This window comes from Pedobacter sp. ASV1-7 (assembly GCF_040203335.1).
GTDB lineage: Bacteria > Bacteroidota > Bacteroidia > Sphingobacteriales > Sphingobacteriaceae > Pedobacter.
This window is the reverse complement of the sequence record NZ_JBEHBV010000003.1, coordinates 147,098-160,185: the sequence shown is the minus strand read 5'-3', so window position 1 is coordinate 160,185 and position 13,088 is coordinate 147,098. Positions and strand designations below refer to the sequence as shown.

At 37.1% G+C, this 13,088-nt stretch carries 8 protein-coding genes; all 8 read left to right on the top strand.

The window, feature by feature from the left end:
* Nucleotides 1-276: 276 nt before the first annotated feature.
* The 8 genes from ABDJ41_RS08635 to ABDJ41_RS08600 all read left to right on the top strand — a co-directional run bounded on the left by ABDJ41_RS08635 (nt 277) and on the right by ABDJ41_RS08600 (nt 13,077).
* Complete coding sequence (locus tag ABDJ41_RS08635) at nt 277-864, top strand: RNA polymerase sigma-70 factor (protein ID WP_349785530.1); 588 nt, start codon at nt 277-279, stop codon at nt 862-864.
* 89 nt (nt 865-953) lie between these two features.
* On the top strand, nt 954-2,117 hold the full coding sequence (locus ABDJ41_RS08630; protein ID WP_349785529.1) for a FecR family protein: 1,164 nt from the start codon (nt 954-956) through the stop codon (nt 2,115-2,117).
* A gap of 125 nt (nt 2,118-2,242) precedes the next feature.
* Nucleotides 2,243-5,689: a TonB-dependent receptor gene (locus ABDJ41_RS08625; protein WP_349785528.1), complete on the top strand. Its 3,447-nt coding sequence runs from the start codon at nt 2,243-2,245 to the stop codon at nt 5,687-5,689.
* Between the two features lie 37 nt (nt 5,690-5,726).
* Entirely contained in the window at nt 5,727-7,580 is a 1,854-nt protein-coding gene (locus ABDJ41_RS08620) for a RagB/SusD family nutrient uptake outer membrane protein (protein ID WP_349785527.1), read from the top strand.
* A 17-nt stretch (nt 7,581-7,597) separates the two neighbouring features.
* Nucleotides 7,598-8,530: a DUF5017 domain-containing protein gene (locus tag ABDJ41_RS08615; RefSeq protein ID WP_349785526.1), complete on the top strand. Its 933-nt coding sequence runs from the start codon at nt 7,598-7,600 to the stop codon at nt 8,528-8,530.
* 24 nt (nt 8,531-8,554) lie between these two features.
* Nucleotides 8,555-9,775 carry an exo-alpha-sialidase gene (locus ABDJ41_RS08610; protein ID WP_349785525.1) on the top strand — a complete coding sequence of 407 codons (1,221 nt, stop codon included), beginning with the start codon at nt 8,555-8,557 and terminating at the stop codon, nt 9,773-9,775.
* A 41-nt stretch (nt 9,776-9,816) separates the two neighbouring features.
* Nucleotides 9,817-11,757 (top strand): hypothetical protein, encoded by a 1,941-nt coding sequence (locus ABDJ41_RS08605; RefSeq protein ID WP_349785524.1) that lies wholly within the window; start codon nt 9,817-9,819, stop codon nt 11,755-11,757.
* A gap of 36 nt (nt 11,758-11,793) precedes the next feature.
* Nucleotides 11,794-13,077 carry a Gfo/Idh/MocA family protein gene (locus tag ABDJ41_RS08600; RefSeq protein WP_349785523.1) on the top strand — a complete coding sequence of 428 codons (1,284 nt, stop codon included), beginning with the start codon at nt 11,794-11,796 and terminating at the stop codon, nt 13,075-13,077.
* The last annotated feature ends 11 nt before the right edge of the window (nt 13,078-13,088 follow it).

Genomic DNA, 13,088 nt, shown 5'->3' with positions numbered 1-13,088 from the left:
AGTAATGTTTACATGGAAATATCCGTTGATTGTTAACGTATAGAGTCATCTTTTATTTGCTGTATAACAATTGTTTTACATTCATTGGGATTAATTCCTAGGCTTTTTTGGTTCTCTCTTAAGGACTTATAGTTCAATTTTTGGTAATATAGTATAGTGAGTAGGTAAAAAGTTAAAAAAGGATAAGCTTTGTATCTTGCATATTTGTGTTTTGCACTTAGTTTTATGCTTTGCATATTCCTATTTTAATGTAAATTAGGAACAACCAAATATAACATGCTGATCAGCCAGGAATATGAAGATGATGAACTGTTGGATTTACTCCGGCAGAATAGCCAAGTAGCGTTAAAACATATTTATAATAAATATTGGAAGCGTTTGTATCTTTCTGCCTATTCTATTTTAAGGGAAGATGCCGCTGCTCAGGATATAGTACAGGATGTATTGCTCCAGCTATGGATACGAAGAAATGAGTCAAGCATTATGGTACTTAAACCATATCTTTTTACAGCGATACGATACAAAGTTTTAACGCATATTAGGGCAGCTTCAAGTCGTAAGATTTTCTTAGAGCCAGGAGAACTTGAGCTATTGGCGGGTAAAGAGGAGATGTATGATAAGCTGAATGAGAGTGATATCAACAACCTATTGGATAAAAGTATATCTGAACTCCCAGAACGTTGTCGCCAGATATTTGTCATGAGTAGAAAAGAGTATCTGGGCAATAAAGAAATAGCAGAAAAATTAAATATTACTGTTAAGGCTGTAGAAGCTCAAATTACATTGGCATTGAAGCAGTTGCGTATTTCTATGGGCGATTTTTTGTTTTGGACATGTATCCTGGCACCTATAATACTTAACTAACTTGTTTAATTTTTAGTGTCTTAAAAAATATTTTAAATTCTTACTAGGGTTAAGGTCTTTTAATCAGACGTATTAGTATATAACCAAATATGACCAACAGAGAATTTAAAGAACTGGCCCGTAAGTGTCATGACAATTCTGCTTCAGAAGAAGAAAGAATTGCTTTTGATCATGCCTATCATTTAATGCTAGGTAGATATACTGAATGGGATAGGGAACAGATGCGCGACGAAGAAACAGTTAAGGCTGAAATCTATCAATCACTGACGCAAAGGGTTATTCTTGATCAGAAAAATAAGACCCCTAAAGTAAAAAAGAGAAGATATTTTTATGTTGCAGCTGCTGTTGTTCTTGTTGTTGGACTTGCTGGCTTGTTTTATTTTTCAAAAAGAGAGGCTAATCAGGTTCAACAACAGTTTGCGGTTAAACAGGAAGTCGTTCCTGGTAAACAAGGAGCTACATTAATTCTCGCGAGTGGCGAAAAAATAGTCCTTTCATCTGCCGATAAAGGGCAATTAGCTCAGGAGGCTGGAGTGATTATTACAAAGACCGCTGATGGACAATTGGTTTATGAGATCAAGAATCAGAGTGATTCAAAGAAAGGACAACAGAATACACTTTCGACTAATAAGGGGGAGACTTACCAGGTGCGTTTGCCAGATGGATCAATGGTTTGGTTAAATGCAGCTTCTACTCTTAGGTATCCGGTGTCTTTTTCTGGGCTCAAAACGAGGTCGGTGGAGTTGGATGGTGAAGCTTACTTTGAAGTTGCTAAAAATGAAACGCTTCCCTTTGTAGTCTATACAGATAGAGAGGTGGTTAAGGTACTGGGGACCCATTTTAATATGAGTTCCTATCAAGATGAAAGTATTTCGAGAACTACTCTTATAGAAGGAAAGGTAAGTGTTTCTCCAAATGGAAAGTCAGATACCGGCCAGTTGAAAGTACTTAAGCCCGGAGAGCAGGGAGAAGTGCTACAAGGCAATATAGATGTAAAGAAGGTAAATACAGAGGAGGTCATCGCCTGGAAGAATGATGAGTTTATGTTCAACAATGAAGACATAAGAAGTGTCATGAATAAGATTTCCCGCTGGTATGACGTAGAGATTGTTTACAAAACCTCAGCAAAAAACGTATTAATCTGGGGATCCATTTCCAGGTTTAAAAGCATAACAGATGTATTAAAATTAATAGAATTGACGGGCTCTGTTCATTTCAAAGTAGAGGGGAGGAGGGTATTTGTTATGGAATGATTTTACACACTCTTAATAAACCGGTTTAATTAACCGGAGAAAGGTTGCGTCTTTCCCCGGTAAATGACTTGGTTTATAGATAATAATTATGTGAACTACTCTTAAACCTAAATCAACCAAAGGTAATGAAAAATTACATTTTCTATGGCTGGGGGAGAATTGCCTCTCCTATGTTAAAATATCTAGTTATAATGAAGTTAATAGTGCTGATTGTTTTTGTTGCCATTGTTCAGGTAAACGCCTCAAGCTATGCCCAGACTATAACTTTATCTCAAAATAACATTTCACTTGTAGACTTGTTCAGGGAAATCAAGAAACAAACAGGATATAATGTTTTATGCAATGGTCAGATCCTAAAAGAAACACCTGGAATAAAGGTGAATTTTAAAAATGCAACCTTAACAGTCGCATTAGATCAGACTTTGTCGCCCAATGGGTTAAATTATACCATTGAAAATAAAACCATTGTAGTAAAAAAAGAGATGTTGTCTCCGAACAAGGAAATCAGGCAAACTGAAATTAAAGGAAAAGTGGTTGATCGTAATAATATTCCCATACCAGGAGTAAGTGTAAGGATTAAAGGTTCCGCTACCGGAACAGTAACCAATATAGATGGAAATTTTACAATCCGTGGTGCAAAGCAAACTGATGTTTTAATATTCAGTTATTTGGGGTATCAGATTACAGAAAGAAAGGTAGGCTTAGAAAAGAATATAAAAGTAGTTATGATTGATCAAGCTTCCTCATTAGATGAAGTGGTAGTGGTTGGTTATGGCACCGTAAATAGGAGTGACCTGACTGGTTCTGTTGGAGAAGTTAAAATGGATGATTTGAAAAAGGCACCTGTAGCTACATTTGAACAGGCGCTTGCAGGAAGAATTGCAGGGGTGCAGGTGAGCTCTAATGATGGACAGCCTGGATCTGGAATGAATATTGTGATTAGAGGTGGGAACTCTTTAACACAAAGTAATGCCCCTTTATATGTCGTAGATGGATTTCCTCTGGAAGAGGCTGCTGGAGCTGTATTGAATCCAAGTGATATTGAATCGATCAGCATTTTAAAGGATGCATCTGCAACGGCAATTTATGGGGCCCGTGGAGCTAATGGAGTAATCATTGTAGAAACAAAAAAAGGTAGCATAGGAAAGCCTAATGTAAGTTATGACGGTTCGTTGGGATTTAACAGTGTTACTAAGAGGATACCATTAATGGATCCCTATGAATTTGTGAAATACCAACTGGAAATCAATCCCTCCATTGCAGAAGCAGCCTATTTAACAGAACCAGGAAGGACGCTTGATGATTATAAAAGTATTAAACCTATTGACTGGCAAGACAAAATGTTCGGAACAGGTATGGTTCAGATTCATAACATTGCACTAACAGGTGGTACAGCAGATACAAAATATGCGGTGTCAGGTTCCATTTTTGATCAGAATGGCGTTATTGTTAATTCTGGTTATAATCGTTACCAGGGGCGAATTGTACTAGATCAGCGGATCAGCAAAAATGTTAGGGGCTCCTTTAATATTAACGTTGGTAATGAAAAGAACTATGGTGTTTCGCCAACATCAACAAGAACCACAAGTACACAGCCTTACGCTACTTATCTGATGTATCAGATTTGGGGTGCCAGGCCGGTTAGTGGAGGGGAAAATATTGAAGATGAATTGCTGGACCCTGATGCTGGTGATGCAAGGGCTAATCCGTACATTTCTGCTATAAATGAAATTAAGACTAAGGTTACAAATACCCTATTGTTAAATGCTAAAATTGACTATTCAATTTCAAAGAAATTTGCATTAACTATCAGAGGTGGAGTGAATAGTGTTGCGGTGAGAAATGAGGAGTTTTATAATGCACAAACTTCTAGAGGGTATCCTTTTCCTGATAATACATTAGGTGTTAATGGAGCCATTTACAATGCTTTAACCAGTGGTTGGGTAAATGAAAACCTCCTTACTTACAATAACCAAATCGATAAAAATAACAAATTGAATATTATTGGTGGTTTTACAATGCAGAGTACCCAAAACAAACGAAGTGGGTATTTATCTAAAAATATTCCGAACCCGGAGTTAGGAGTAAATGGGATAGATGAGGGTGAATTGTCTAGTCTGGTAGCTTCTTCTACTGAAAATACGCTGGTTTCATTTCTGGGAAGAGCAAACTATAACTTAAAATCTCGTTATTTATTTACGGCATCCTTTAGGGCTGACGCCTCTTCAAAATTTGCAGAGAATAATAGATGGAGCTATTTCCCTTCGGCAGCATTTGCATGGAATATGTATCAAGAACCATTTATGAAAGCCCTGTCTTTTGTTTCTAACTCTAAACTTAGGGTTAGTTACGGGATTACTGGAAATAACCGTGTTGGAGATTTCTCCTATTTATCTTCTATCACCTTCCCTTATAATAGTTATTACTCATTTAATAATCAAAATCCTCAGCAAACTGCAATGTTGAGTAATTATGGTAATTCTGATTTAAAGTGGGAGAGTACAAGACAATTGGATTTTGGTTATGATGTTGCTTTCTTGAAAAACAAAATCAATGTTACTATTGATCTTTATAAAAAAACGACAACAGATCTTTTACTTAATGCAAACGTTCCTTACAGCAGTGGATATTCAAAAATTCTAAAGAATATTGGTAAGGTTAGAAATCAAGGATTTGAATTCACTTTAAATACTGTAAATATTAAAAATAAGGTGTTTGAATGGAGTAGTGATTTTAATATTTCATTTAATTCAAACACCATATTAGCGCTTGCTGATCTTCAGGAGACGATGATTTCAACTGTTGGTTATCCCGCACCCTATAGCAATGCACAGCTTTATCTGGCCAGAATTGGTGGCCCTGCAGCTGTTATGTACGGTTATAAATGGTTAGGTAATTACCAGATTGATGATTTTACACTTCAACCAAATGGTAGTTATCTCTTAAAGAAGACAATTGCTACTAATGGGAATTTAAGAAGTACAATTAAGCCTGGAGATATAAAGTATGAGGATATGAATGGCGATGGTATAGTCAATGAGAAAGATCGTATCATTATTGGTCGCGGTCTTCCAAAGCATATCGGTGGTTTTAACAATAACCTAAGTTACCAAGGCCTTTCTCTTAATGTGTTTTTCCAATGGTCTTATGGTAATGATCTTTTCAATGCAAATAGAGATATGTTCGAAGGTAATGCGCTAACCCGATCTAATTTAAATCAGTATGCCACTTATGTGAATCGCTGGACACCCGAGAATCCAAGTAATGAATATTATAGGTTTGGTGGACAGGGGCCAACGGGTCGGTTTTCTTCCCGTGCTATTGAAGATGGTTCATTTTTAAGGCTCAAAACCGTTTCCTTATCATATGCGCTACCTAAGGTTGTACTTTCTAAACTGAAATTAAGATCCTTTAGTTTGTTTGCTACTGCCCAAAATCTATATACCTGGACCAAGTATTCTGGTATGGATCCAGAGGTTTCTGTAGCGAACTCGATATTGACGCCAGGGTTTGATTATTCAGCCTATCCAAGAGAACAGACATTTGTTTTTGGGCTTAAAGCATCTTTATAACAGTTCGATTATTGATGAATAAATAAATATAAAATTTATGAAAAATATGTATTTGCTCTTGATGTTGTTCTGCATTACCGGAATAACTTCATGTAAAAAATTTTTAGATACCAAACCTGCTGATTTTATAAATCCAAAGGATTATTATAATACAGAAGCTCAACTTAATACGGCATTAAATGGAGTGTATGCAACATGGGCAAACGGAGGATTATATCGTAACAATATGTTGGCCAGAATGGGAATAGAAACAGATGAGGGTTTTTGTAGTAATGCCTCTGAGCTCACTGGAGTAGCAGGGTTTAATGCTGCTTCAACTGACCCAAAGGTATTATCATATTGGCAAACTTTGTATGTGGGGATTAATAAGGCTAATCAGCTTTTGGCTAATATTGACAAACCAGTTATGGATGAAGTCAGACGTGATAGAATAAGAGGTGAGGCTCTATTTCTTAGGGCATATTACTATTTCATGTTGGTTAGTAAATTTGATGGTGTTCCTTTAGTATTAAAAACTGCTCCATCTGCTTCAGCTCAGGATCTTCAAATACCAAGAACTCCAGCCAAAGATGTGTATGCACAAATTCTTAAAGATATGGAGGAGGCTTCATTATTAGTTGACGATATCAAGAATCTTAATTTTGGAGGTAAGGTTTCCAAAACGGCAGTTTGGGGTATGATGGCAAGGGTATGTTTACATATGGCCGGATATCCTGTAAACGATGTTTCAAAATTTGCTGAAGCGAAAAAATGGTCAGAAAAAGTAATTGATGATGGGACACATAGTTTAAATCCTTCGTTTGAGCAGGTGTTTATTAACTATGCTCAAGATAAGTATGATATTAAGGAGAGTATCTTAGAAATTGAGTTCTGGGGCAATAATAGCCCTTATGATATTGGTGGTATGGTTGGTCGAAATAACGGGATCAGACAAAATACGGGAGGTGATCCTTCTATTGGGTATTCTCCTGGTTATTTACACCCTACACTCTGGATGTTTAATGTATATGAAGCAAGTGGTACTACTTATTCTAACGATCTTCGTAGAGATTGGTCTATTGCTCCTTTCTCTTATTCTGGAAATAACACTAGTATAAAAGTAAATTGGGCCACCAATCAAATCTACCAGCGTTACTGTGGTAAATTTCGTAGGGAAAGTGAGATCTTGCTTCCTAAGGTAGATATACGTACGCCTCAGAATTTTCCGCTTCTGAGATATTCTGATGTTTTGTTAATGTATGCAGAAGCTGAAAATGAATTGAATGGGCCAACAAACCTTGCTATTAATGCCGTTAACAATGTAAGAAGACGGGGATATGGGAAGTATCTTAATGGTATAGGGCAAGTCTCTGAAAGTATAAAGCTTATAAAAATCATTAATCCAGGTAGTGGATATACTTCGGCTCCTGTAGTAACTATCTCAGGTGGAAGTGGTTTAAATGCAACTGCTACAGCAACTGTTGCTGGTGGTCAGATTACAACAATTACCATCACCAATTCTGGTAGGCAGTTTAAAACTGTTCCAATAATCACGATTACTGGTGGAGGAGGTAATGGCGCTCAGGCTCAGGCAGAATTAACAAAGATTACTGATGCAGATTTAACAGCTGCAAACATCAATGATAAAGATGATTTCCGAGCTGCGATTCAAAATGAACGAGCAAGAGAACTAAATTTTGAATTACTGAGAAAGGGGGATGTGGTACGTTGGGGGAAATTTATGGAACAAATGAATCTTGTTAAGGCTGAGGTTGTTGGTTCTCCTAATTCAGTAGATAGAAATAATGCGCTGATATGTTATAGTAATTTTTCTGAAAGAGATGTTTTATGGCCTATCCCTTCGTATGAAATGAGTGTTAATCCAAATTTGAGCCAAAATAAAGGCTGGTAGTTTAAAAAATAAGCAAAATGAAAATATATCTGTTTTTTCTGACCTTTTTATTGTTTACAGCTAGTGCTTGTAAAAAAGAAATAGAGATTGTTCCGCCAGATTTTGATGTGGAGAATGAGGAATTAACTGTAAAGGTAAATGAGAGTTTAGCCTTTAATTTTAAGGGGACCTCAGACATTATATCTTTTTATTCTGGAGAGAATGGTAGTAGCTATTCATATGTTGACCAAAGCAGAACACTGGAATCTGAAATCAGCTTAAAATTTGATTCACAAATATTGGATGGAAAACAAGAAAACCAATTTTCTGTTTTAGTGTCCAGAGATTTTAATGGGATATATGATTTAGTTAATCTTGATAAAGCTGAATGGATAAATGTTACTGGTCGATTTAGAATGGCAACACATGAAGACAATAGAGCATTGGTGCCATCTGGTGAAATAAAAATCACCGATCTTATCGTTAATAACAAACCTATTTATATCGCATTTAAATATATTACAAAGCCCCAGACTACTTATGGGCAATATAATTTGTGGCGGATTCAAAATCTTATACTGCAATCATCAGATGAAATCAATGGCAAAGTTTCTATGATGGCACAATCTGCAGGAGGGTGGAAGTCTATACAGTCTAGTAATTATGAGCCGAATAGGGGGTATATCTATACTAATAATATTACTTTCACTGGAAATGCGACCAATGGACCTAAAAAGGACGATGAAACAGAAGCTTGGGTAGTCAGTAAATCAATACCTGCAATTACGGTTACTGATCTTGGTCCGGATAGATCCATAGCCATCAAGTCGATTTCAGATCCAGCCTTGAAATCTTATAGCTATACCTATTCAAAAGCAGGTAAATACACTGCTACGTTTGTTGCGCTAAATGCAAATCTTGATCGGACAAAGAAGGTATCTAAGCAGGTTACTGTAACTGTTATTGAGTAGTAAAACACAGAAAGAAATTGAATCATGAAAATAATTAAAAATAGCATGCTAAGTGTGCTTATGGTCATGTTATTGACCATATTTTCCCTGTCTACTTTTGCGCAAAATAAGATTGAGGGGGCAAATGCATTTGATAATGTTCCCGGAACAGTATTAGGTTATAAAGCTGGCTCAAGTAGGATTTATCTGGGATCACCAAGTATATGTGTTCTGCCGAATGGCGATTACATTGCTTCTAATGATTTTTTTGGCCCTAATCCTGACGCAAGAGTGAATGGTAAATCAATTACCCGAATATATAGGTCTGATGATAAAGGTGCTAGCTGGACTATTCTTACAGATATTATTGGACAATTTATGTCTAACCTTTTTGTACATCAGGGAAAGCTTTATATTCTTGGGTTGAGTGGTAATGAGGGTAATGTAATCATTAGAAAGTCTACAGATGGTGGGGTGAGTTGGACCGTTCCAACAAATGAAAATAATGGATTGTTGAAGAGTGGGAAATTTCATACTGCACCTACGCCAGTAACTGCATATAAAGGACGGTTGTGGAGAGCAATGGAAGATACAGAGGGAGCAATACAAAAATGGCCGAAGAAATTCAGGGCATTTATGTTATCTGTATCAGAAAATTCTGATCTATTACAGGCAGATGCCTGGATAAGTTCGAATATGCTCGCTTATGATTCTGGTTATTTAAATGGATATTTTTATGGATGGTTAGAAGGGAATGCTGTTGTAGGACCAAATGGACAGATGCTTAATATCCTTAGGGTACATACCTTTGATAAACTTAGAGAAAGAGTCGCTTTAGTTCATGTAGATGATTCTGGAACTACTTCAACATTTGATCCTACAAATGGGTTCAAGGATTTTCCTGGTGGTGGTAAAAAATTTACCATTCGTTTCGATTCTATTTCAAAAAAATACTGGACTTTATCTAATTATGTCCCAGAAACTTATAAAGGGGTAATCCCTTTAGATCGTGTCCGTAATACATTGGCATTATGTTCTTCTACTGATTTACTGAAATGGAAGGTAGAATCAACAGTTCTCCATCATCCAGATACACTTAAGCATGGCTTTCAATATGTAGATTGGCAATTTGCCGATGAAGACATTATAGCGGTATCTAGAACTGCTTATGATGATGGAGTTGGTGGGGCAAACAGCCATCATAATAACAATTTTTTTACTTTCCACAGAATCAAAAAGTTTAGAAGCATCAACGGAGTAAAATAAATCGAGATCATATAATTAATTCAAAACCTAACAATATTTCAATGAAAATCAACAAGTATTTTACATGGGGTATACTAATAGGCACAATAGCTATTGCTTTATCCTGCAAGAAAGTTTTAGCACCTTCAGATCTGAAATATGAGCAGAGGCTGACCAATGATCTGGAAGAACTTCCCGGTGCAAGTATAGGAAACACTGGATGGGTTAAAGTTATTCAGGGAATAGATACAATCACTTATGTTACTGTTCGTGCTGTGGATGGAAATGTATGGCTACAGCAGAACTTAGGTAGCAATCAGGTCGCTACTGTAGTAAATGATACCAGCGCTTATGGTGGTTTGTACCAATGGGGAAGGTGGACTGATGGTCATGAAGTAAGAAATTCAGCATCTTTGGTAAATGCAATGCCTTTTAACAACCCTTCGCAATTGCCGATTACAAATTCAGGATCTTATTATTATAACGCTTCTCCAAATACCTGGTGGAATTCGGGAACGGTAGCTAGTAAATGGTTAGCAGCCGACCCGAACCAGGTAAACACAGACAATGGTTGCGATCCTTGTAAGGCTTTGGGTGATGGCTGGCGCCTCCCTTACAACACGGAATGGATTAGAGTTATAGATAGAGAAGGGATCACAAATATTCAAACTGCTTTCGCTTCCAATTTAAAATTGCCTGGAGGGGGACATCGCAATGGTGTTAATGGGGGATTGTTTAGAGTTGGTACAAGGGGGTATTATTGGAGTAGTAAAGCTTCAGGTAACAATGGACAGGGAATTGCTACACATTTTTGGGAAACATCTATATTGCCCTCAAATAGTGATATAAGAGGCAATGGTTTTAGTGTAAGATGTATTAAAGGGCAATTGGGTACGCCCGAGCAAAATGTGCCAGGAACAATTATTGCTCATTCTCCATCTTATCAACGGATCTATATCGGTTCGCCTAGTATTGTTAAATTACCTAATGGTCATTTGATTGCCTCCAATGATTTTTTTGGACCAAATGATGCTGCACGCCCGGGAGGTAAAGCTTTCACGAGATTGTATAAGTCTACTAATGGAGGGATATCCTGGATACAGCTTACTGATATAAGCGGTCAAAATAGTTCTACGCTATTTAATCACCAGAATTCATTATTTGTAATGGGTATAGATGGTAGCTTGGGAAATGTTGTTATTAGGAAGTCAACTGATGACGGGCTCACCTGGAGCCAACCGATTAGTAACACTACAGGTATTTTACTTAGAGGGAAACATCATACTGCACCTACTCCGGTAGTTGTAAATAATGGGAGAATCTGGCGCGCAATGGAAGATGAAGGAGGGGCAAATCAACAATGGGGTAAGCGTTTCAGGGCATTTATGATGTCAGCACCTATTAACGCAGACTTGTTGGATTCTTCAAGTTGGGTAAGTACAAACAAAATGCCTTATGATCCTACTTATGTAAATGGTTATTTTTATGGATGGCTTGAAGGTAATGCGGTAATTAGTCCTCAGGGAAAAATGCTAAATGTAATCCGTGTTCATACATTTGACAAATTCAGGGAAAGATCTGCTCATATTCAAGTTAGTGATGATGGACTTACGTCGACTTTTAATTCAGCAACCGGGTTTCATGATATACCGGGTGGTGGAAAAAAATTCAGCATACGTTTTGATAGTCTAAGCAATAAGTACTGGACTTTATCTAATCATGTACCTGATCAGTTTACTGGTAATATTGAGTTAGATAAAATAAGGAATACTCTTGTTCTTTGTTCCAGTACAGATCTGATGACCTGGACAATTAATTCAATTGTTATTCAAAACCCTGATATTTATTTGCATGGCTATCAGTATGTAGACTGGCAATTTGACGGCCAGGACATTATTGCAGTATCCCGGACTTCTCATGATGATAACCAAGGTGGCCCAAATAATTATCACGATGCAAATTATTTAACTTTTCATCGTATTGTTGGTTTTCGGAGTCTTTAAAAACAGAAATGTAATTAGAAAAATAAAGAATTAAGTATGTCATCAAGAAGAGAATTTTTAAAAACAGGGAGCCTCATGGCTGCGGGTTTTATGATTGTACCCAGATATGTTCTGGGTGGAGGTGGTTATGTTGCACCGAGTGATCGCATCAATCTGGGTTACATCGGAAATGGTAAAATGGCGAGATCGTTACTTAAATCTATAAATAGCTGTCCCGAGACTCTCGTACTTGCCAGCAGTGATGTAGATAGTAAAAAACTGGGACGATTTGTAAACCTAGCAATGGAAGCCAATAAACAAAAGATAAAAACAGATGTCAAAGGTTATGGCGATTATAGAGAGCTTTTACAGCGTAAGGATATTGATGCAGTAGTTGTAGCAACTCCTGACCATTGGCATGCTCAGATCACGATTGATGCTGCAAAGGCCGGTAAAGATATTTATTGTGAAAAACCACTTTCATTAACTGTGGGAGAAGGTCGGGCAATGGTTAATGCAGTTAGAAAGTATAAACGGGTTTTACAAACTGGAAGCATGCAGCGCTCAATGGATAATTTCAGACATGCAGCAGAGCTGGTTATCAATGGTTATATTGGACAGATAAAAGAAGTAAATGTTTCTATTGGAGAGCCCGTAAAGGATTGTGATTTACCTTCGATGCCTACTCCTGACTACTTGAATTGGGATATGTGGATTGGCCCCTCTCTTTATAGAGGATACAATCCGGTCCTTTCTCCACCAATAGAAGAAGACGTTTGGGCATGGTGGAGAGGTTATCGCGGATTTGGTGGAGGCTATATAACCGATTGGGGTGCGCATATGTTTGATATTGTTCAATGGGCATTAGGAATGGATGATTCTGGTCCGGTATCATTTACTCCTCCTTCTATTCCAGGTGCTGTATCTGGTCTTTCGTTTAAGTACGCAAATGGAATAAATGTATACCACAAAGACTGGGGAAAGAAAAATGCGATTCAATTTATAGGATCAGAAGGTACAATTGAAGTTGCGAGAGGTTTTCTAAAAGTAAGTCAGCCGAAATTAGAAAATGTACAGTTCAAATCCAGTGATATCCGTCTTTATAAGAGTCAGCAACACCAGCAAGATTGGGTCAATTCAATGAAGAGCAGGAAGGATCCAATTGCCAATGTAGAAGTTGGACATAGAACTGCTAGTGTATGTAACCTTGTCAACATAGCCTATGAACTTCAAAAACCATTATTATGGAATCCTAAAAAGGAAGTATTTCTGAATTCGGCATATGGCAATCAAATGTTGTCGAGACCATATCGGGGTAATTGGGATTATTTGTCATTTTAATTATTTAAAAA

Excerpts from the sequence above, each read along its gene's own strand:
- ABDJ41_RS08625 (WP_349785528.1), top strand. The coding sequence starts at position 2,243 with ATGAAAAATTACATTTTCTATGGCTGGGGGAGAATTGCCTCTCCTATG.
- ABDJ41_RS08605 (WP_349785524.1), top strand. The coding sequence starts at position 9,817 with ATGAAAATCAACAAGTATTTTACATGGGGTATACTAATAGGCACAATA.
- ABDJ41_RS08600 (WP_349785523.1), top strand. The coding sequence starts at position 11,794 with ATGTCATCAAGAAGAGAATTTTTAAAAACAGGGAGCCTCATGGCTGCG.
- ABDJ41_RS08630 (WP_349785529.1), top strand. The coding sequence starts at position 954 with ATGACCAACAGAGAATTTAAAGAACTGGCCCGTAAGTGTCATGACAAT.
- ABDJ41_RS08615 (WP_349785526.1), top strand. The coding sequence starts at position 7,598 with ATGAAAATATATCTGTTTTTTCTGACCTTTTTATTGTTTACAGCTAGT.
- ABDJ41_RS08635 (WP_349785530.1), top strand. The coding sequence starts at position 277 with ATGCTGATCAGCCAGGAATATGAAGATGATGAACTGTTGGATTTACTC.
- ABDJ41_RS08620 (WP_349785527.1), top strand. The coding sequence starts at position 5,727 with ATGAAAAATATGTATTTGCTCTTGATGTTGTTCTGCATTACCGGAATA.
- ABDJ41_RS08610 (WP_349785525.1), top strand. The coding sequence starts at position 8,555 with ATGAAAATAATTAAAAATAGCATGCTAAGTGTGCTTATGGTCATGTTA.